General features: G+C 68.7%; 15 protein-coding genes. 7 read left to right on the top strand and 8 right to left on the bottom strand.

Features of this window, described 5'->3' with window-relative positions:
* Positions 1 to 10 precede the first annotated feature (10 nt).
* Positions 11 to 1,216, top strand: a complete 1,206-nt coding sequence (locus TPR58_RS00715) for a glycosyltransferase (RefSeq protein WP_346244683.1) — start codon at positions 11 to 13, stop codon at positions 1,214 to 1,216.
* Here TPR58_RS00715 and TPR58_RS00710 read toward each other — a convergent pair.
* Positions 1,186 to 2,670, bottom strand: coding sequence for a hypothetical protein (locus TPR58_RS00710; RefSeq protein WP_346244682.1), 1,485 nt, complete (start codon positions 2,668 to 2,670; stop codon positions 1,186 to 1,188). The two genes, TPR58_RS00715 and TPR58_RS00710, sit on opposite strands and share 31 nt — an antisense overlap.
* Positions 2,671 to 2,797: 127 nt before the next feature.
* On the opposite strand from TPR58_RS00710, the gene TPR58_RS00705 reads away from it, so the two are divergent.
* Positions 2,798 to 4,426, top strand: a complete 1,629-nt coding sequence (locus TPR58_RS00705; protein ID WP_346244681.1) for an alkaline phosphatase D family protein — start codon at positions 2,798 to 2,800, stop codon at positions 4,424 to 4,426.
* A 3-nt stretch (positions 4,427 to 4,429) separates the two neighbouring features.
* Here TPR58_RS00705 and TPR58_RS00700 read toward each other — a convergent pair whose 3' ends face one another.
* Positions 4,430 to 5,932 carry an ABC1 kinase family protein gene (locus tag TPR58_RS00700; protein WP_346244680.1) on the bottom strand — a complete coding sequence of 501 codons (1,503 nt, stop codon included), beginning with the start codon at positions 5,930 to 5,932 and terminating at the stop codon, positions 4,430 to 4,432.
* A gap of 75 nt (positions 5,933 to 6,007) precedes the next feature.
* Positions 6,008 to 8,596: an aminopeptidase N gene (pepN, locus tag TPR58_RS00695; protein ID WP_346244678.1), complete on the bottom strand. Its 2,589-nt coding sequence runs from the start codon at positions 8,594 to 8,596 to the stop codon at positions 6,008 to 6,010.
* 143 nt (positions 8,597 to 8,739) lie between these two features.
* On the opposite strand from pepN, the gene TPR58_RS00690 reads away from it, so the two are divergent.
* The 3 genes from TPR58_RS00690 (at position 8,740) to TPR58_RS00680 (ending at position 13,136) form a co-directional block, all read left to right on the top strand.
* Entirely contained in the window at positions 8,740 to 10,437 is a 1,698-nt protein-coding gene (locus TPR58_RS00690) for a M28 family metallopeptidase (protein WP_346244677.1), read from the top strand.
* Between the two features lie 80 nt (positions 10,438 to 10,517).
* On the top strand, positions 10,518 to 12,128 hold the full coding sequence (locus TPR58_RS00685) for a M28 family metallopeptidase (protein WP_346244676.1): 1,611 nt from the start codon (positions 10,518 to 10,520) through the stop codon (positions 12,126 to 12,128).
* A gap of 195 nt (positions 12,129 to 12,323) precedes the next feature.
* Positions 12,324 to 13,136 (top strand): Rossmann-fold NAD(P)-binding domain-containing protein, encoded by an 813-nt coding sequence (locus TPR58_RS00680; protein WP_346244675.1) that lies wholly within the window; start codon positions 12,324 to 12,326, stop codon positions 13,134 to 13,136.
* On the opposite strand, the gene TPR58_RS00675 is transcribed toward TPR58_RS00680, so the two are convergent.
* The 5 genes from TPR58_RS00675 to TPR58_RS00655 all read right to left on the bottom strand — a co-directional run bounded on the left by TPR58_RS00675 (position 13,046) and on the right by TPR58_RS00655 (position 19,866).
* The gene (locus tag TPR58_RS00675; protein ID WP_346244674.1) at positions 13,046 to 13,960 is read right to left on the bottom strand and encodes a DMT family transporter; all 915 of its coding nucleotides are present in this window, start codon (positions 13,958 to 13,960) and stop codon (positions 13,046 to 13,048) included. The two genes, TPR58_RS00680 and TPR58_RS00675, sit on opposite strands and share 91 nt — an antisense overlap.
* Positions 13,957 to 14,961, bottom strand: a complete 1,005-nt coding sequence (locus TPR58_RS00670; protein ID WP_346244673.1) for a threonine aldolase family protein — start codon at positions 14,959 to 14,961, stop codon at positions 13,957 to 13,959. Before TPR58_RS00670 ends, TPR58_RS00675 begins: the two co-directional genes overlap by 4 nt.
* Before the next feature lie 55 nt (positions 14,962 to 15,016).
* Positions 15,017 to 17,134, bottom strand: a complete 2,118-nt coding sequence (locus TPR58_RS00665) for a transglycosylase domain-containing protein (RefSeq protein ID WP_428835684.1) — start codon at positions 17,132 to 17,134, stop codon at positions 15,017 to 15,019.
* Positions 17,135 to 17,418: 284 nt separating this feature from the next.
* Positions 17,419 to 19,011, bottom strand: a complete 1,593-nt coding sequence (locus tag TPR58_RS00660) for a serine hydrolase (protein WP_346244671.1) — start codon at positions 19,009 to 19,011, stop codon at positions 17,419 to 17,421.
* Positions 19,012 to 19,299: 288 nt separating this feature from the next.
* The gene (locus TPR58_RS00655) at positions 19,300 to 19,866 is read right to left on the bottom strand and encodes an HNH endonuclease (protein WP_346244670.1); all 567 of its coding nucleotides are present in this window, start codon (positions 19,864 to 19,866) and stop codon (positions 19,300 to 19,302) included.
* 101 nt (positions 19,867 to 19,967) lie between these two features.
* On the opposite strand from TPR58_RS00655, the gene gluQRS reads away from it, so the two are divergent.
* Both gluQRS and TPR58_RS00645 read left to right on the top strand, forming a co-directional pair.
* Positions 19,968 to 20,831 (top strand): tRNA glutamyl-Q(34) synthetase GluQRS, encoded by an 864-nt coding sequence (gene gluQRS / locus TPR58_RS00650; RefSeq protein WP_346244669.1) that lies wholly within the window; start codon positions 19,968 to 19,970, stop codon positions 20,829 to 20,831.
* Positions 20,832 to 20,839: 8 nt separating this feature from the next.
* On the top strand, positions 20,840 to 21,076 hold the full coding sequence (locus TPR58_RS00645) for a twin transmembrane helix small protein (RefSeq protein ID WP_346244668.1): 237 nt from the start codon (positions 20,840 to 20,842) through the stop codon (positions 21,074 to 21,076).
* The last annotated feature ends 12 nt before the right edge of the window (positions 21,077 to 21,088 follow it).

Genomic DNA, 21,088 nt, shown 5'->3' with positions numbered 1-21,088 from the left:
GGTACCCGTCATGCGGGTGGTCGACGTCAACGAATATTACTCGCCCACCGGCGGGGGCGTGCGGACCTATCTCGACCGCAAGATGGGGATCATGGCCGATCTGGGTCATGAACTGATCGTCATCGCCCCCGGGCCCAGGGACGGCGTCGAGGAGCGCCCGGGTGGTGGCCGTATCTATTGGGTGAAGTCGCCGTCGCTGATCGTCGATCGCAACTATTCGATCTTCGTCCATGACGAGCCGATCTGGCGGCTGCTCGACGAATTGCGGCCCGACGTGGTCGAGAACGCCGCGCCGCACCGTCCGGCCTGGACCGTGGGCAAATGGCAGGGCGATGCGCTGAAGGTCTGCTTCGCGCATAACGACAATATCGGCGCCTATCCGCAACGCTGGCTCGACGGCCTCGCGACCACCGAGCAGGTGGAGAAGGCGTTCGGCTGGTACACACGCTACATGGCGCGCTTCCTCCAGCTTTACGACGTCTTCGTCACCAACGGCCCCGCGCTGGCCAAGCGCTACACGAGGCGGGGGCTGACCGTGCATGCGTCGATGCCGCTGGGCATCGAGCGCGGCTATTTCTCGCCCGATCTGCGCGACGAACGGCTGCGCGCATCGATCCTCGCCCAGATCGGCCTTCCGCCCGAGGGGCATCTGCTGCTCGGTATGGGGCGCCATCACCGTGAAAAGCGCTGGTCGCTGGTGATCGACGCGGTCGAGGCGGCGGGTGCCAACATGCCGGTGGGGTTGATCATGCTGGGCGACGGGATGGATCGCGGCCGGCTGGAGGCGCGGGTGGCGGGCAGCCCGCACATCCGCATGTTCCGGCCGGTCTATGATCGCGAACGGCTCGCGCGGATCATGGCGAGCTGCGATGCGCTGATCCACGGCTCCGACGCCGAACCATTCGGCCTGGTCGCTTCCGAGGCGGTCGCGTCCGGCCTGCCGCTGATCGTCCCGGACGAGGGCGGATGCGCCGAGATCGCGGAACCCGAATTTGCCGAGACCTATCGCGCGCGCGACGCGCGCTCGGCTGCCGATGCGATCCGTCGCCTGTTCCGCCGCGAACCCGCCATCCTCCGGGCGGCGAGCATTCATGCCGCGGGACAGGTGCGAACCGACCGCGACCACGCGATTGCGCTGATGGACTATTACCAGACCCTGCTCGATGCCCGACGCGCCGGTGGCGGTCAGCGCGCCGGTGTCTCCTTCGCCTCGTAGAGGTCGACCATCAGATTGCCGACGGGCCATTCGCCGCGTCGCCGATAATCCTGCTTCAGATGGGCGATGGCGCGGGCGCGGATTTCCGGACGTTCGCCCGGATAGGGCGGCCGCATCACGACGAACTCCGGACGCTTTTCGAAGATGCGGTCGATCTCCTGCGCCTGATCGACACCCACCGCGCCTTCTTCGCGGTTGCGCGTCAGGTGGCTCGGAAAGGTCCAGCGCGTGACGGCGCAGCGCCGGGTATAGGTGTAGAGCGCGGAATTGCCCGAATAGAGATAGAGACAGCCGGGACCCCGTCCGATCGCTTGGGCGAACGCCTCGATCTGATGATCCGTGCCGCGGATCAGGATCGAGCTGATCACGACGATCTGGCCGATCGCCAGCGATCCGATCACCAGCGGCAGCGCCAGCCGCCGCCCCAGCCCGTCGCTGCCGATGAAACCGCTGGCGCAGATCGCTGCCGGCACCATCACCGGCAGCGTATAATGGTTGAACCAGGATCCGAAGACCAGGAAGCCGAAGAGCGAGGCGGCAAGCCAGCCAAAGGCGAGATCACGGACTGCTCCCGCGGGGGCGTTGCCGACCGGCATCTTCCATGTCCGGCTGGCCAGCCACAGCAGCGGGGCGAGGATCAGTACGCATTTGAGGAAATTGAGGAGCAGCAGGTACCAGAGGTCGCTGCGGCGATCGAGAATCGATCCGAAATTGGCGTAGAGGAAGTCGTCGCCATGGCCGATCGCGGCGAAACTGGCCCAGGCGACGATCGTCGGCAGGCTGGCAAGCAGGACCAGGGGCAGCGCGATGCGCGCGATGCGCGCCGGCGACCCGCCCAAACGGTGTTCCCGCCACAACAGCCACAGGCCCAGGAACGCGCCCTCGAACATGGCTGAATATTTGACCTGCATCGCCAGGCCGAACAGCAGCATCGCGGCCGCTGCGCGCGCGAATCGGCGCGGGTCGTCGAGCCGGTCCTCGACGCGCGGCAGCACCACCGCGAAGGCGGCGATCACCAGCAGGTTGTAGAAGATCGGCGACTGGCCGCCCTGGCCGTCGGCGAAATTCAGGAACAGGATGTACAGCACGGCGCCGGTGGTTGCACCCGACTGCCAGCCGGCGCGATCGGCGATTCTCGCGATCAGCAGCGCGGTCATCACCACGCTGGCCAGCGCCATCAACTGATAGGCATAGATGCCGAGCGGAACGCCCAGCGCCGCGGCGGGCAGGTAGATCAGGAACAGCCCGACGGGCTTGCGATCCCACACATCGACATAGGGCAACGCCCCTTCGAGCCAGCGAGTCGCGGTCGTGAAATAGAAATCCTCGTCGACATGGACGATCGGATTCCCGAACGTGATCATCCGCGCGAGGACCGCCACGAACAGAAGCGTGGCCCAACGCGGCACTGCGCCATAGGCGCGCGACACGATGGCCGGCGACGCTGCGATCATCCGATATTCCCTCTAGCTCGTTCGAAACCGAGCCCCCATCAAGGCCCTTAGCCCGGTCGGGCGCCGCTGTCACGATCTCGACACGGGACGGGCGCACAGCGGTCGATGAAAGGGAGCAACCGAGCTCATGACCGTCTCGATCGATCGTCGTTCCTTCGTCCTCACCGGCAGCCTCGGCCTGGGCGCCCTGTCGATCCCGGGCTTCGCCCACGCCGGCACCGTCGCCGACCTGACCGGCTTCACCCATAACGTCGCCAGCGGCGAGCCCGGCACCGACACGATGCTGCTCTGGACGCGCTATGTCGCGACGGGCAGCGATCTGGTTCGAGTCCGCGCCGAGATATCCGAACAGGCCGATTTCTCGCGGATCGTCGCGGGCGCGGAGGTCGAGACCGGGCCTTGGCGCGACTGGACGGTCAAGCCGGTGGTCCAGGGCCTGAAGCCCGGCACGCGCTATTTCTATCGCTTCATCGCGCCCGACGGGACCCGGTCGCCGGTCGGCCAGACAAAGACGCTTCCCGAGGGGAATGTGCGGCGCTTCGGCATCGCGATCTTCTCCTGCTCGAACCTGCCCTTCGGCTATTTCAACGCCTATGGTCATGCCGCCGCGCGCGAAGACATCGATCTTGCGGTCCATCTCGGCGACTATTTCTACGAATATTCGAAGACCGGCTATGCGCCCGCCGGCGGGCCGGTCGACGGCCGCTACCCGCAACCGGACAACGAGACGCTGACGCTGGCCGACTATCGCCTGCGCTATGCCAGCTATCGCGCCGATCCCGACCTGCAGGCGCTTCATGCCGCCAAGCCGATGCTGGCGCAGATGGACGATCACGAATCGGCCAACAACAGCTGGGAAGGCGGTGCCCAGAACCACCAGCCCAACGAAGGCGACTGGTCGGTCCGGCGCGGCGCGGCGCTCCAGGCATGGCGCGAGTGGATGCCGGTGTCCGACCGGCCGTTCGGCAGCTACGATATCGGCACGCTGGTCACCCTGTTCCGCACCGAGAGCCGGCTGCTGGGGCGCACGCCCGAACGCTCGCTCACCAAATTCCTCAGGGATCCCGATCCGGCAAAGGCGCTCGCCGCCTTTCGCGACGGTGCCTATCACGATCCCAGCGTCTCGATGCTGGGCAGCGAACAAGAGGCGTGGCTCGGCCATGCGCTCGCAGACTCGGTTCGCCGCGGCCAGCGCTGGCAGATGGCCGGGTTCGGCACGATCATGGGCAACACGCTCGCCCCGGTCGAGGCGCTCGACTGGCTGAAGCCCGATTCGGATGCGCGCACCCGTGCCTATGTCACGGCCGGGGTGACCGCCGGCAAGGCTGGCCTGCCCAGCGACATGGACAATTGGGGCGGCTTCCCCGCGGCCCGCGAGCGGTTCCTCAAATCGGCGCAGGCCGTCAATGCCAACCTGATCGTGATCTCGGGCGACAGCCACAATGCCTGGGCCTATGACCTGGCCCAGGACGGCCGGGCGGCCGGGGTCGAATTCGCCGGCCATGCGGTCACCTCTCCGGGATATGAAAGCGCGGTGGGCACCGATCCCAAGACCGTCGCCGCGGCGATGGTGCGGCACAATCCGGAGCTGAAATGGTGCGACACGAGCCGGCGCGGCTATATGGCGACGATGCTGATGCCCGATCGGGTGACCAACGACTGGGTATTCGTCGACACCATCACCCAGCGGTTGCTCAAGGCTACGATCGGCCACCGCGCGACGGTGATGCGCGGCCGCAATGTGATGAGCGCGTGACGCCTAGCTGACGATCAGCGCGGCGGCGATCAGGCCGCCACCGCCCAGGATCGACCAGGCGATCCAGCGGCCGGCGGTCAGGATCGCCGCTCCGCTGCTTGCCTGGGCCGGCGGCTCGGCCTCGAGCCTGCGGACCGCCGCCTGGATCAGCCGCGGCGCACCGTTGCCGATCCGGCTCAGCTCCCACACCATTGCCTGTGCCGTCGCCGCCCAGCGCTCGGGCGACAGCCGATCGGCCAGGATCCGCCCCTGCGCGCGGCGCATCGCCGCCGACAGGTCGAAACCGGGTGCGATCCGCGTCAGCACGCCGTCCATCGTCATCAGCGCCTTGAACATCAGCAGCAGGTCGGGCGGCATCACCAGTCCGTCCTCGCGCAGCAACCGCAGGAAATCCGGAACCAGCTTCGACATGACCAGCGGTCCCTGGCCGTGCCGCGCGACGACCTCGCCCGCTGCGCGCTCGATCCGGCTGCGCGGCACGTTCGCATCCGCCGACCAGACCGCCAGCGTGTCCGCCAGCGCGGCGGGGTCGCCCGACTGGAGCGACTGGAGAAAGCCGACGAATTCGTCGCGCCGCCGCGCGCTGACCTGGCCGACCGAGCCGAGATCGAGCAGCGCCAGCCGGTTGCCGGGCAGGCAGAGCAGGTTGCCGGGATGCGGATCGCCGTGGAAGCGCCCGTTGATCATCACCATTTCCAGCACGAGGTCGGCGCCCAGATCGGCGATTGCCTGCGGATCAATTCCCGCCTCGACCAGCCGCTCCGCCGAATCGGGCTTCACCCCGGCGACATGGTCCATCACCAGCAACGTCTCGGACGACCATTGCCAGTGGATCACCGGCACCACGACATCGGGATTGCGCGCCAGATCCTCGCGCAGCCGGTCGGCGTTGCGCCCCTCATGGGTGAAATCGAGTTCCTCGAGCAGCGCGCGGGCAAGCTGGCGCGCCATGGCCAGCGGCTGGAACCGCCGCGCCTCGGCATTCGACGCCTCGATCGCCTCGGCCAGTCCGGCCAGTAGCCGCAGGTCGGCTTCCATCTGCGGCCGGATGCCGGGCCGGCGGATCTTGAGCACCACCTCGCGACCGTCGCGCAGCGTCGCGCGGTGGACCTGCGCCATCGACGCCGCCGCCAGCGGCTCGGGATCGAAGCTCGCGAATGCCGTCTCGGGCGGCTCGCCCAGCGCCGCCTCGACCGCGTCGCGGATCGCCTCGAAGGGCAGGCGCGGGGCATCGCTGTGCAGTTGGTCGAGCTCGCTGGTCCATTCGGGACCGATCAGGTCGCCGCGCGTCGCCAGGATCTGGCCCATCTTGACGAAGGTGGGGCCCAGCGCCTCCAGCGCCTCGCGCGTCCGACGGGGCAGGGTCGCGGCATCCTGATCGGCATCGCCCGGCGAGCCGATCCCGATCCGGCCGAGCAGCCAGCCCAGGCCGAAGCGCGTCGCCACGCCCAGGATTTCGCTCAGCCGCGCGCGGTCGCGCGTCGTAGCCGCCAGCAGCTTGATCATGCGGGAGTTCGTCGTGATGCCACGACAGGGAAACGCGGAGCGGCGCGCTTGGCTCCGCTCCGCGTTGCGCCGGGTTCAGTCGAGGCTCTTCGATGCCTGTTCGAACATGTCCTTCGACAGGCCGGGCGTGGCCACGATCCGCTCCAGCTCGGCGCGCATCTTGGCAGCGCGGCCCGCATCGAAGCGCTTCCACCGGCCCAGCGGCGGCAACAGCTTCGCCGCGGTCTGCGGATTGAGCTTGTCGAGCGCCAGCAGCTGGTCCGCCAGGAAGCGATAGCCGCGCCCCGACACGTCATGGAAGGCGCGCTGGTTGACGCCGAACGCGCCGATCAGCGATCGCGCGCGGTTCGGATTGGCCAGCGTGAAGGCCGGATGCGCGGCCAGTGCCTCGACCGCCTGAGCGGTATCGTCGCGGCTCGACAGCGCCTGGGTCTGGAACCACTTGTCCAGCACCAGCGCATTGTCGGCATAGCGGCGGTAGAAGGCATCGATCGCGGTCGCGCGCTGCTCGGTGGCGGTCGAGCTCACCAGCACGCCCAGCGCGCCCTGGCGGTCGGTCATGTTGTCCGACGCCTCGAACTGCGCCAGCGCCAGGTCGGCGGCATCGCGCGCGCCGCTGGCGGCGATATAGCCGAGCGACACGTTCTTGATCCGCCGCGCGCCCTTGCCCGCAGGCGAATATTCGAAGCGGTTGTTGCGCACCGCCTCATGGGCCGAACGCCACAGCGCCTCATGCTCGCGGCCCAGGTCGCGGCGCAGCGCCTCGCGCGCGGCGAAGATCGCGTCAGGATCGACCAGCGCCATCTGGTCGCCGATGAAGCTGTCCGAGGGCAGCAGCACCGCTTCGGCGACGAACGCCGGGTCCAGCGCCGGATCGGTCAGCGTGTTGCGCACCGCGTCGATCACCGCGTCATGGTCCGGCCGGCCGCTGGTCACCGACGCGACCAGCGTGTCCAGCATCAGCTGCTGCATCGCCTCGTACCGGGCGAACGGATCGTCGTCATGCGCCGACAGGAACGCCAGATCGCGCGCGCTGCGGTTGGTGTCGACGACCACCGGGGCGGAAAAGCCGCGGTTGATCGACAGCACCGGCGGCTCGGGGATCGATTCGAACACGATCTCCGCGGTCGGGTCGCGCAGCTGGATCAGCTGCTCGTCGCACAGCGGCCGGCCGGTCACCGACCCGAACAGCCGCAGCTTCAGCGGCAGCACCATCGGCTGCTTGTCGGGCTGGCCCGGCGTCGGCGGCACCGTCTGGCTGAGCGTCAGCCGGGCGCGGCCGCCCTCCTGCTTCAGGCTGGCGGTGACGCGCGGCGTGCCCGCCTGGCTGTACCAGCGACGGAACTGCGTCAGGTCGGTCCCGCCCGCATCCTCCATGCAGCGCACGAAATCCTCGCACGTCGCGGCGGTGCCGTCGAACCGCTCGAAATACAGGTCGGTCGCGGCGCGGAACTTCTCCGGGCCCAGGATCGTGGCCATCATCCGGATGACCTCGGCGCCCTTGTTGTAGATCGTCGCGGTGTAGAAGTTCGAGATCTCGATATAGCTGTCGGGGCGGACGGGATGCGCCAGCGGGCCGGCATCCTCGGGGAACTGGCTGGCGCGCAGCCCGCGGACATCCTCGATCCGCTTGACCGCGGCCGAGCCCTGATCGGCCGAGAATCCCTGGTCGCGAAAGACGGTGAAGCCTTCCTTCAGGCTCAGCTGGAACCAGTCGCGGCAGGTGATCCGGTTGCCCGACCAGTTGTGGAAATATTCATGCGCCACCACCGCGGCGATCGCGTCATAGTCATAGTCAGTCGCGATGTCGGGGTCGGCCAGGATGTAGCGGCTGTTGAAGACGTTCAGCCCCTTGTTCTCCATCGCGCCGAAATTGAAGTCGTCGACCGCGACGATGTTGAACACGTCCAGGTCATACTCGCGGCCATAGACCTGCTCGTCCCAGCGCATCGACGTCTCGAGCGCGTTCAGCGCATGGTGCGTCCGCTCCAGGTCGCCCGCGCGCACCCAGATGCCCAGCTGGACCTCGCGCCCGTTCATCGTCGTGAAGGTCGAGCGGTTGGCGACCAGGTCGCCCGCGACCAGCGCGAACAGATAGCTCGGCTTGGGGAAGGGGTCGTGCCATTCGGCCCAGTGGCGCCCGTCGTCCAGCGCGCCCGACCCGACCGGATCGCCGTTCGACAGCAGCACCGGGAAGCGCGCCTTGTCCGCGGTCATCCGCACCTTGTAGCGGCTCAACACGTCGGGCCGGTCGGGGAAGAAGGTGATCCGGCGAAAGCCCTCGGCCTCGCACTGGGTGCACAGCATCCCGTTCGACGCGTACAGCCCCTGGAGCTGGGTGTTGCGCTCGGGCGCGATCTCGACTTCGGTCTCGACCAGATGCGCGCTGCCCGAAAGCCGCACGACCAGGTTCGGCCCGTCCATCTCGACCGGCACCTCGACCCCGTCGACGCGCACGCGCGATGCGGTCAGCCCGTCGCCGTCCAGCACCAGCGGCCGGTCATGCTCGCTGCTGCGCTGGACCCACAGCCGGGCGACCACTCGGGTCGCGGCGGGATCGAGCTGGAAGTCCAGTTCGATCTCGGGCACGCGCCAGTCGGGCTCGCGATAGTCCTCGCGCCGCGTGATCCGGGGCGCCTCGGCTGCACTGTGAATGTCTGCCATGATGTCCTGCATATAGGGCGGGGCCACGACGCCGCTAGCCCAATCCTGCTCCCCCGCGCTTTGCGCGCCGGCCTGTTCCGGCGCTTGCGCGCGGCGGGTCGCGTGCTACCGCTGCGCCACGCTTAAGTCTTTCGAGGAATTCGATGATCCTTCGCTTTGCCGCCCCGCTGACGCTCGTCGCGCTCGCCCTTCCCGCATCGGCGCAGCAGGCCGCGCCCACCGCCGCCGCCGCGCCGACCCCGGCCGAGAAGAACGCCTATATCAACGCCGAGCTTCCCGCCGACCAGGCGGCGATGAAGGCGCATGTCATGTTCCTCGCGTCGGACCAGCTGCGAGGCCGCGACGCCGGCAGCCCGGAATATGACATCGCCGCGCAATATGTCGCGTCGCAATTCTACGCTGCGGGCCTGCGCCCGGCCGGCGACGAGGGCAGCTATCTCCAGCGCGTGCCGCTGCTGTCGTTCAAGCCGGCGGACAAGGGCAGCTTCACCCTGACGCCAAAGGGCAAGGGCGCCGCGCCGATCGCGCTGGAGTTCGGCAAGGACTATCTGCCGACCGCAGATCCGACCCAGGCCGAAACGCAGGTCAGCGGCCAGGTGGTGTTCGTCGGCTACGGCATCACCGCGCCGACGCTGGGTCGCGACGATTATCGCGGCGTCGATGCGAAGGGAAAGATCGTCGCCTTCTTCTCCGGCGCCCCGTCCAGCCTTCCGGGCGAGGAGCGTGCGCATCTCGGCAGTGCCTCGACCAAGGCAGTGATCGCGAAGGAACATGGCGCGATCGGCTTCATCACGATCGAAACGCCCGCCGCGGCCAAGGCGCGCGCCTTCGCCGCCGGCGCGACCGGCTATGACCGCGTCCGCATGACCTGGCAGCGCCCCGACGGCACCGGCTTCTTCGCCGCGCCCGGCACGCCACAGCTGGGCAGCATCAGCATGGTCGCCGCCGAGAAGCTGTTCGCCGGCGCCCGCACGCCCTGGGCAAAGGTGGCGAAGCTCGCCGAAGGCGAAAACCCGAAATACAAGGCAGAGGTCCTGCCCGGCACGCTCAGCGTCACGCTGAAGACCGAGACGAAGCCGGTGGTCAGCTACAATGTCGCCGGCATCATCCCCGGCAGCGATCCGTCCGTCGGCAGCGAAGTGGTCGTGCTGACCGCGCATCTCGACCATGTCGGCGTCGGCAAGGCGGATGCGAAGGGCGACACGATCTATAACGGCGCGATGGACAATGCCGTCGGCATCGCCTCGCTGATCGAGGAGGCCAAGCGGTTCAAGGCGTCGGGCAAGGCGCCGCGCCGCACGGTCATGTTCCTGGCGGTCACCGCCGAGGAAAAAGGCCTGGTCGGCGCGGACTATTTCGCCCGGAACCCGACCGTCCCGAAGGACCGGCTGGTCGCCAACGTCAATCTCGACATGCCGATCATCACCTACAAGTTCAGCGACGTGATCGTGTTCGGCGCGCCGCGCTCGACCCTCGGCCCGATCGTCGATCGCGCGGCAAAGGGGATCAACGTCACCATCTCGCCCGATCCGATGCCGGACGAGGGGCTGTTCGTCCGTTCCGACCATTATCGCTTCGTCCAGCAGGGCATTCCCTCGGTCTTCCTGTGGCCCGGCACGGCGGGCCCGGGCAAGGCGGCGGTCGAGAAGTTCCTGGCGACCAACTATCACCAACCCTCGGACGAGATCGTCCAGGATCCGGCGATCGACTGGGAGTCGGGCGTGCGTTTCATCGACGTGAACTATGCGATCGCGCGCGAGATCGCCGATGCCGATCAGCGGCCGGTCTGGAACAAGGGCGACTTCTTCGGTACGCTTTTCGGGGGCCCCGGCGCAAAATGATCGCGCCTCGTTCTCCACGAGCTTGAAACCCAGCGCGGGCGGCGGACTTTCCGTCGCCCGCGTGCCGCGAAAGGCGCCCGATGCTGCGTACCCTGGTTGCCCTGCCGCTGCTGCTCGTCGCCCCGATCGCGGCGGCGCAGACGCTTCCGCCCGACCAGGCGGCGATCAAGGCGCATGTCCAGTTCCTCGCATCGGATGCGATGCGCGGGCGCGAGGCGGGAACGCGCGACTTCGACGTGGCGGCGGAATATGCCGCGGCGCAGATGCTGGCCGCCGGGCTGAAGCCGGGCGGCGCGAACGGCAGCTGGTTCCAGCCGGTCAGCCTCGCCTCGTTCAACCCGACCGGCAAGGGCAGCTTCACCCTGACCCGCGGCGCCGCGGCCGAACCGCTCGTGCACGGCAAGGACTATCTGCCCTCGCCGGTGCCCAGTTCGCCCGAGTTCAGCGTGACCGGCAACATGGTCTTTGTCGGCTGGGGGATCGTCTATCCGGAGGGCAAGCGCGACGATTATCGCGGGCTCGACGTGAAGGGAAAGATCGTCGTGATGATGCCGGGCGTGCCCAAGGGCCTGCCCACCGAAGTCACCGCGCATCTCAGCGACGACGACCAGAAGGCCCGCATCGCCCAGGCCCGCGGCGCCCGCGCCGTGCTGATCCTCGAATCGGGCGAGAATCGGAAGAATTTCCCGTTCGACGCGATCGTTCCCTATTGGGAATATCAGCGCACGACCTGGGCCGGTCCCGACGGCAAGGCCCACGACACCGCCCCCGGCGCGCCGGTCGCCGCCTATGTCAGTCAGGCGGGCGCCGAAAAGCTGTTCGCCGGATCGAAGATCAAGTTCGCCGACGTGCTCGCGGCCGAGGCGTCGGGCGGGCGGATGCCGACCGGCAATCTGGTCGGCACTGCCGCGGTCTCGACCAAGACCAATGTGCGCACCGTCGCCAGCCGCAACGTGATCGGCCTGCTTGAAGGGTCGGATCCGACGCTGAAGGCGCAATATGTCGTGCTGTCCGCCCATCTCGACCATGTCGGCGTGGGCGAGGCGGTCAATGGCGACCGCATCTATAACGGCGCGATGGACAATGCGCTGGGCATCGCCTCGATCCTCCAGGTCGCGCGCAGCTTCCAGGCATCGGGCAAGGCGCCGCGCCGCAGCCTGTTGTTCATCGCCCTGACCGCCGAGGAAAAGGGGCTGATCGGGTCGGACTATTTCGTCCATTATCCGACCGTGGCCAAGGACAGCCTGGTCGCCGACATCAATCTCGACATGCCGATCATGACCTATGACGTGAAGGACCTGGTGGTGCAGGGCGGCGAACGCTCCAGCATCGGCCCGGCCGTCGCGAAGGCAGCCGCGGCCGAGGGGCTGGCGGTCGTCCCCGATCCCACGCCCGAGGAAATGTTCTTCGTCCGCTCCGATCATTACAGCTTCGTCAAGGCGGGCATCCCTGCGGTCTCGGTCGATACCGGTCCCGGCGGCGAGGGCGCGGTCGCGCAGAAGAAGTTCCTCGAGGAAAATTACCACAAGCCGTCGGACCAGATCGACCTGCCGTTCCACTGGCCCTCGGCCGCCCGTTTCGTGCGCATCAACTACGCCGTCGCCCGCGCCCTGGCCGACGACGACGCGCGCCCGAGCTGGAACAAGGGCGACTTCTTCGGCACCCTGTTCGACGGCTACGGCGCGAAATAGGGGCGGCAACTCCTCTCCTCCCCAGGAGCCTGCGGCTCCGGGGGAGGGGGACCGCGACGCGCAGCGTCGTGGTGGAGGGGGCTACCACGGCTGTTGTGGACCCCCACCACCAAGCTTCGCATGGTCCCCCTCCCCCGGATGCGCAGCATCCGGGGGAGGAGAGGGCGATCGTACAGACAAGCGGAAGCCCACCCCATGCCCGGCACCCTCTTCCTCTTCGGCCGCACCGGCTACACCGCCACCCGTCTCGCCGACGCGCTGCGCACCCAGGGCTGGCGCGTCACGGGCACCACGCGCGACAGCTTCGCCGGCCGCGAGTCCGATCTTGCCGCCGCGACCCATATCCTGTCTTCGGTCCCGCCAGGCGAGACCGACCCCGTTCTCGACGCCTATCGCGACACGCTGGCCGCCGGCCGCGCATGGCTCGGCTATCTGTCCTCCACCGGCGTCTATGGCGACGTGCAGGGCGCCTGGGTCGACGAGAGCGCTCCGACCGGGACCGGCCGCCGCACCGCGCGTGCGGCCGCCGATGCCGAATGGCTGGCGCTCGGCGCGCGGGTGTTCCGCCTGCCCGGCATCTACGGTCCCGGCCGCTCGCCACTCGACCGGATCCCGGCGCAGCGGGTGGTGAAGCCGGGACAGAAGTTCAGCCGCGTCCATGTCGACGACATCGTCTCCGGCGTCCTCGCCGCGCTCGATGCACCGGCCGGCGCCTATAATCTCGCCGACGACCTGCCCGCGCCGCAGCATGAGGTGATCGGCTATGCCTGCGCGCTGCTCGGCCGCCCGCTGCCCCCGCTGGTCCCGATCGAGCAGGCCGAGCTCAGCCCGGCGGCGCAAGGCTTCTGGCGCGAGAATCGCCGCGTGGCGAACGGCAAGGCGAAGCGGCTGCTCGGCTGGCGGCCGCGCTACCCCGACTATCGGTTGGGCCTGCGCGCCCTCAGCGCCACGACCAGCCCGGCCAGCACCAGCACCGCGCCGGCCACCGCCAGCAGCGACCAGCGGTAATTCTCGAAGATCGTCGAGAAGAACATCGCGACCACCGGGATCACGACGCTGGTATAGGCCGCCTTGGCCGGGCCGATTTCGCGGATCAGCCGGAAATACAGGCTGAAGCTCAAGGCCGATCCCAGCACCGCGAGGTACAGCAGCCCGGCAAGATAGCTCGGCCGCCAGTCGAACACCGGCGGGCCCGAGGTAATCAGCGCGAAGCCGGCATCGACCATCGCCCCCAGCAGCATCGCCCAGCCGATCATTGCCGCCATCGGATAGCGTTTCGCGGTTTCGCTTGCCTGCATCACATTGGCGGTCGAGGCCGACATCACGCCCGCCAGCGCCAGCGCGATCCCGGTCAGCGCCTCGGCCGGCCCGACCGGGCTCAGCCGCGCCTCGCGCACGAACAGCAGCGCGACCCCGGCAATGGCGATCGCCGACCCGATCAGCAGCTGTCGGCCCATCCGCTGGCCCAGGAAGATGCGCGACAGGATCGCATTGGGCACCAGCAGCAGCGCGAACACGATCGCGACCACGCCCGAGGTGATGTGCTGCTCCGCGCGGTAGACGAAGTTGAAATTGAACACGAACTGCATCGCGCCCAGCGCAAGCGCGAAGGCCATGCCGCGCGCGCCGAGATTGACGCTCTCGCCGCGTAGCTTCGCCCAGCCGAGCATCACGATGCCCGCCAGCGCGAAGCGATAGCTGACCGACCAGCTGGGCGGCACATGCGCCAGCTGGTCGCGGATCACGATCCACGTCGTCCCCCAGATCAGCGTGACGATCGCGAAGGGGATCAGCACCGACAGGCGCGAGGAGCTGGGCGGCGGCGCGTTCACGCCAGCGCTGCGATCGCGTCTGCCAGCGGCCGGATGTCCTCGGCGCGCTGGTTCCACGAGATCACCAGCCGCGCCTCGCCCACACCCCAGTCGTAGAAGTCGAATCCCAGCGCGCGAAGGCTGGCCGCTTCCGCCGCCGACACCTTGAGGAACACCTCGTTCGCCTCGACCGGATGGACCAGCCGTTCGCCTGCCGCCTGCGCCAGCAGCTGTGCGCCCGCATTGGCCGCGCGCGCATTTGTCAGCCACAGGTCATTGTCGAGCATCGCCAGGATCTGCGCCGCGAGATAGCGGCCCTTGGAGAACAGCAACCCGGCGCGCTTGCGCCGCACCAGCGTCGCATCGGCCAGCTCGGGCTTGAAGAAGATCAGCGCCTCGGCGCTCATGCCGCCATTCTTGACGAAGCCGAAGCTCAGCGCGTCGACGCCCGCGCGCCACGTCACATCGGCCGGATCGCAGCCGAGACGCGCGACCGCATTGGCGAAGCGCGCGCCGTCCATGTGGAAGCCCAGCTTGCGGTCCTTCGCCACCGCACCGATCGCCGCGACCTCGTCCGGCGTATAGGCCAGGCCATATTCGGTCGCATTGGTGATCGACACCGCATGCGGCTGGATCTGGTGCACGTCTGCGCGGATCGGATCGATCACCACGCGGATCGCATCGGGGGTCAGCTTCGCGCCATCGCCCTCGCCGAGCAGCAGCGTGGCGCCATTGGTGTAGAACACCGGCGCGCCGGCCTCGTCGACCTGAATATGGGCGTCGCGGTGGCAGACGATGCCGCCATAGGAGGGGCAGAGCGCCGCCAGCGCCAGGCTGTTCGCCGCGGTGCCGGTCGGGACCCACAGCGCGCGGACCTGCGTGCCGAACAGGTCGGAGAAGCGTCCGTCCAGTTCCTTGCTCCACCGGTCGCCGTCATAGGCGGTGTCGAGCACGTTCACCTGCGCGAGCGCGTCGAGCACCTGGGGGGAGACGGGGGCGGCGTTGTCGGAGAAGAAGCGCATGACGCGCCCTTGCTGCCGCTGTCGTCCAAGGTCAACCGCGCGTCGCGCCGGCCGGTCAGAAGCGGTCGTCGGGACGTATGTCGTCGCCTTGCGAGCGCCGCGGACCGCGATCGTCGAAGCTGCCCCGCGGCGTCGGCATCGCATCCTCGCGGCGGCGATCCTCGGGCGGCAGCGGCGGCGGCACGTCGCGCCCGTCGGGGGCGACCTGGGTCTCGATCTCGCCCCGGTCGATCGCGTCGAGAATATCGTCGAGGATCGTGCCGTTGTCGGTCGCCTCTTCCTCGACCACCGGCTCGGGCGCTGCGGCGGCGGGGATGTCGAGCGTGCGCGTCATGAAGTCACGCCACACCCGCGCCGGGGTGCCCCCGCCCGACAGGCCGGGGATCGGCGAATTGTCGTCATTGCCGATCCACACCCCGACCACGAGCCCGCCCGAATAACCGATGAACAAGGCGTCGCGGCCGTCCTGCGACGTGCCCGACTTGCCGAACGCCGGGATCGACAGCGCCGCGCCCCGCCCGGTGCCCGAGGTGACGACCGACGACAGCAGCTGGCGCATGTCGCCCAGCGTGCGGTCGGGATAGTCGCTCGGGCCGCTCAGCGTGCGTCCCAGCCAGTCCTGGTCCTCGTCCTCGGCAGCGAGACCGCGCGGCCGCACCGGATAGCTTCCCTCGGCGACCGAGGCATAGGCCGAGGTCAGTTCGAGCAGCGAGACGGTCGAGGTGCCCAGCGCGATCGATGCCTCGTCGGCGATCGGGGTCGAGATGCCCAGGTCGCGCGCGGCCTTGATCACGTTCGGGATGCCGACGCGCTGCGCGATGCGGACCGCCGCGACGTTGCTCGACTTGGCGAATGCCTGTTGCAGCGTGATCGACCCCGAATACCGGCCGCCGCTGTTCGCCGGGGACCAGTCGCCGATCTTCAGCGGCGTGTCCTCGACCATCGTGTCGGGAGTCATGCCGGCGCGCAGCGCGGCGAGATAGACGAACAGCTTGAAGGTCGATCCCGGCTGGCGGCGCGCCTGCGTCGCGCGGTTGAACGCGCTGCCCGAATAGCTGTTGCCGCCGACCATCGCGATGACACGCCCGTCGGGACGCATCGCGACCAGCGCGATCTGGGTCTTCTTCAGGCCCGCCGCCTTCACCGCGCGCTCGGCGGCACGCTGGGCCTTGGTCTCCAGCGTGGTGCGGACGGTCTGCTGCGTGGCGATCTCGCCGGCGCGGTCGCGTGCCTGAGGCAGGACCCAGTCGGCGAAATAGCCGCCATTGGGCAGCTGCTTGACCTTGTACGGCTTCAGCACCGCCGGACGCACCCGGCTTGCCTCGGCCTTGGTCAGCATGCCGGCATCCACCATCGCGCCGACGACCAGCTTCTGCCGGGCGCGCGCCCCGGCCAGGTTGCCGGTGGGGGCGAGCCGCGACGGCGCCTGGACCAGGCCGGCCAGCATCGACGCCTGGCTGACGGTCAGTTCCTCGGGCTCACAGCTGAAATAATGGCGCGCGGCGGCACGCAGCCCGTACACATTGTCGCCGAAATAGACGTAGCTGAGGTAGCGCGACAGGATCTCCTGCTTGCTCAGCCAGGCCTCCAGCCAGAAGGCGATCAGCACTTCCTGGAACTTGCGCCCCGCGGTCCGCTTCGAGGTCAGGAAGGCGTTCTTGGCGAGCTGCTGGGTGATCGTGCTGCCGCCTTGCGATCCGCCGTCGCTGCTGATGTTATGCACCAGCGCACGCAGGATGCCGCGCGGATCGATTCCCCAATGGCTGGCGAAACGGCGATCCTCGATCGCGATGAAGGCGTCGGCGACGTGCGCCGGCAGCTTGGTCGCGTCTATGGGGTCGCCGATGATCGCCCCGCGCCGCGCGATCGGCGTGCCGTCGGCGGCGAGCAGCGTGATCGATGGCGGCGCCGGCGGCTCGAGCGACTTGGACAGCGGCGCGGTGAAGGCAAGCCAGGCGACCGTCAGGATGAACAGGATGATGAACGCGCCCAGCGCGCGCATCGTCCAGCGCCACCAGTTGATCCGGCGGCGCGGCCGCTGCGGGTCGCCCGTCTCGTCGTCGGGCAGGGGCGGGGGCGATACCGGTGGCGGGCCGGGCGGGGACGCGGGAGGGACGGCGCCGCCGCCGCCCGCCGGGGCAGTCCGTCGCGATCCCAGCCAGCCCTGCAGCATCGCCAGGCCGCGGGCGAGCGCGGGTGCGGGCTCCGGCAACGGATTCGGCACGCCGCCCACCGGCTGCCACAGGTCGCGCGGCATGGCCGGCGCCGGCACCGGGCGCGCGCGCGGCGTCTCCTGAGGCGTCGCGGGGCGCCTCAGGGGAAATCGCCGGTCCTGATCGTCGTTGTTGGGCATCTATGCTCGAATAACTGTATTGCTGGTATAATACGCCTGGCGGCTGCGCGCAATTCCTAGCCGATCCGCATGCCCCGACCCATTGGGGATAGGGCGTATCCCGCTCAGCGCACCGGGGCGAAGTCGAGATGGTGGAAGTCGTAGCTGAAGTCGGCCAGCGGCGAGAGCGCCTTCATCGTCAGCCGCACGACCGCACCGTCCTTCACCTCGAAGCTCAGCACCGCATCCTCGCCCGCGCCGGCCGGAAAGCGGGTACGGAACGCGTCCGGCCCCCAGGGTTCCAGCGCACTCTTGAACGCCGCGGTCGGCACGAACTGGATCGCGAGCCTGCCGCGCGCCTCGGTGATCACGACGTCGCCATACCAGGGGTCGCGGTAGCGGCCGGCATAGGCCTTGAGCGGCAACGAAGGCGTGCCCGGCGGTGCGGTGTCGATCCCGCCGGATACCTCGGCAAGTGCCGATTCCTGTGCCTTCTTCGTGCGACCGACATAGCTCGACACCCAGTCGAACGCCGGCGCGCCGATCAGCGCGTCGAGCAGGGCGTTGCGGATCCCGCCCGACACGCCGTCCTCGACATTGCTGAACACCGCCACGCCGATGCCGCGCGACGGGATCATCGCGGTCTGGGTCACCTGCCCCGACAGGCCGCCGCTGTGCGAGACCATGCGGATGCCGCGATAATCCTGGACGAACCAGCCCAGCGCATAGGTCGAGGTGACCGCTCGCGTCGGATTCTCGGGCGTGGGGCCGTCGCTCGATGCCACGATCGTCTCGGGCGTCCACATCGCCTTGGCCTGTTCCGGGCCCCACAGCGCCCTGCCGTCGGGCAGGCGCCCGCCGGCCATCTGCACCTGCAGCCATTTGGCGATGTCGGTGACGCTGGCGTTGATTCCGCCGGCGGCGTCCACCATCGGGCCCTCGTCGGGCTGAATGACCTTCATCGGTCCCATGCCGCGGATCGGCGGTCCCAGCCGGGCGTGACGCCCGGCGACATTGTCGCCGGTCAGCTGCCCGCGCGTCGGCACCGCGTCGCTCATGCCCAGCGGCGCCAGCAGCCGCGTCGCGACGAACCGGTCCCAGGGCATGCCCGAGACGCGTTCGATCAGGACGCCGGCGACGATGTAGAGGATGTTGTCGTAATCATAGCCGGCGCGAAATCCGCGCGCGGGCTTCAGATAGGGCAATGCCTTCAACACGTCGGGCGCGACATGGGTCGATGCCGGAAAGAACATCAGGTCGCCCGCGCCCAGCGGCAGGCCGCTGCGATGCACCAGCAGGTCGCGCACCGTCATCATCTGCGTGACCGCGGGGTCGTACATGCGGAATTCGGGCAGGTGCTTCACGACCGGGTCGTCCCAGCCGATCTTCTTCTCCTCGACCAGCAGCGCCAGTGCGGCTGCGGTAAAGCTCTTCGAATTGGACGCGATGCCGAACCGGGTATGCGTATCGACCGCCCCCGCCTTGCCCAGGGTGCGAACGCCATAGCCCTTGAGGAAGGGCGGCAGGTTCGGGCGCACGATCGCGACCCCGATTCCCGGCGTCTCGAACGCCGCCATGAACGGCCGCACCAGCGCGTCCACGCCGGCCTCGTCCAGTTCCGCCGCCGCCGCCCAGGCCCAGCCCGGCACCGCCAGCGCCGCCGCGCTCCCCAGCGACAGGGCCAGCGCCTGCCTGCGATTCACCTCAAACCCGCTCATCGACCCACTCCCGCCGCAATGGCGGATGCTTAGCCGGACCCGCGATGCGGTGCCAGCGTGGGTTGGGGGAGAAAAACTGGAAGCGATCGGGGTTACGTCTCCTCCCCAGGAGCCTGCGGCTCCGGGGGAGGGGGACCGCGCCCGAAGGGCGTGGTGGAGGGGGCTGCAACAGATGTTGTGAACCCCCTCCACCATTCGCTGCGCGAATGATCCCCCTCCCCCGGATGCGCAGCATCCGGGGGAGGAAAAGGGTCACCTGACAGTTATGGAAAGGGCAGGGCCCCGGCGCTAAGCCTCCAGCTCCACATCCCAGTACAGCCAGTCGTGCCAGGTCTCGTGCAGATGGTTCGGCGGGAAGCGGCGGCCATGTTCCTGGAGGTGCCAGTTGGTCGGCCGGATCGGCTGGATCATCAGCGGCATCGCCGCCTGTTTCGGGGTGCGCCCGCCCTTCTTGAGGTTGCAGGGCGCACAGGCCGTCGCGACATTTTCCCAGGTGGTCCGGCCACCCTGCGCGCGGGGAATGACGTGGTCGAAGGTCAGGTCCTTCGGAGAGCCGCAATATTGGCAGGCGAACTTGTCGCGAAGGAACAGGTTGAACCGGGTGAAGGCGGGGAACTGGGACGGTTTGACATAGTGTTTGAGCGCGATGACCGAAGGCAGCTTCAGCCTCGCGCTGGGACTTCGGATCTCGCGTTCATAGTGCGAGACGATGTCCACGCGGTCGAGGAACACCGCCTTGATCGCGGTCTGCCAGGGCCACACGCTCAGCGGATAATAGCTCAGCGGCGTATAGTCCGCATTCAGCACGAGCGCAGGACAACTGTCCGGGTGACGGATCAGATCGGGATGATACATGCCAGTGCCATGTCCCCTTCGATTGCGCCCGCTCCAGTCGCCCGGCAGCGTGACACCGTCATGACAGCATATCGCGCGACTCGCGGTCAAGGGCCGGTTTGATGGTTATCCACACCCGATTCGCGCCCAGCCCGACCGGGCGGCTGCATTTGGGCCATGCCTGGTCGGCGATCCTGGCGCATGATTTCGCCCGCGAGCGCGGCGGCCGCTTCACCCTGCGGATCGAGGATATTGACGGCACGCGCAGTCGGCCGGAGCATGTCGCGGCGATCCTCGCCGATCTCGACTGGCTCGGGCTGGGCTGGGACGGAGAGGTGGTGTTCCAGTCGCAGCGGCTGGCGCTGTACGAGGCGGCGCTCGACCGGCTGCGCGGTGCCGGGCTGCTCTATCCCTGTTTCTGCACCCGCGCCGACATCGCCGCCAGCCTGACCGCGCCGCACGGGCCCGAGGGGGCGCTCTATCCCGGCACCTGCCGCGCGCTGCCGCCCGATCCCGAACGGCTGGCGCGCGAGCCGCATTGCTGGCGGCTCGACACCGCGGCGGCGCTTGCCGGCCTGCCGGAGCGCGGCGCGGGACTGCGCTGGCACGACGATGCCGCGGGCTGGGTGGCGGCCGATCCGATGTCGCACGGCGACGTCGTGCTGGCACGCAAGGATGCGCCCGCCTCCTATCATCTGGCGGTGACGATCGACGATGCGGCGCAGGGGATCAGCCATGTCGTGCGCGGGCGCGACCTGTTCACCGCCACCCATGTCCACCGGCTGCTGCAGGCGCTGCTCGATCTGCCGGTCCCCGACTATCGCCATCACGCGCTGCTGACCGGTCCCGATGGGGAACGCCTTGCCAAGCGTCACGGCGCGCCGACGCTGGAGGCGTTGCGGCTTGCCGGGCAGGACGGACGTGCGCTCGCGGAAAGCGTGCGCCGGGGTGAGCTTCCGGTTGGAATCGGACCTGCGAAGGCATAGATAGGGGCATGGCACTTTTCCTCTCCCTGCTGGCGCTCGCCGCAATGCTCGCGACCGGGTTCGTCCTCATCCGCGGCCTGGTGAACATGGCCGGTACGACCACCACCGAACTGGAGGGCGACGACCAGGGGCCGAGCGAGCGCGCGAAGCGATCGAACAAGCTGATGCAGCAGCGCATCATCTTTCAGGCCGGCGCGATCCTGCTGCTCGCGCTGCTGCTGCTGATCGCACAGGCCGGCAAGTGATCCGCGCAGCCG

It is taken from the genome of Sphingomonas rustica, assembly GCF_039652585.1.
In the GTDB taxonomy this organism is placed as follows: Bacteria; Pseudomonadota; Alphaproteobacteria; order Sphingomonadales; family Sphingomonadaceae; genus Sphingomonas; species Sphingomonas rustica.
Note: the sequence above shows the minus strand (reverse complement) of the source record. Positions and strands in the feature narration are given on the sequence as shown.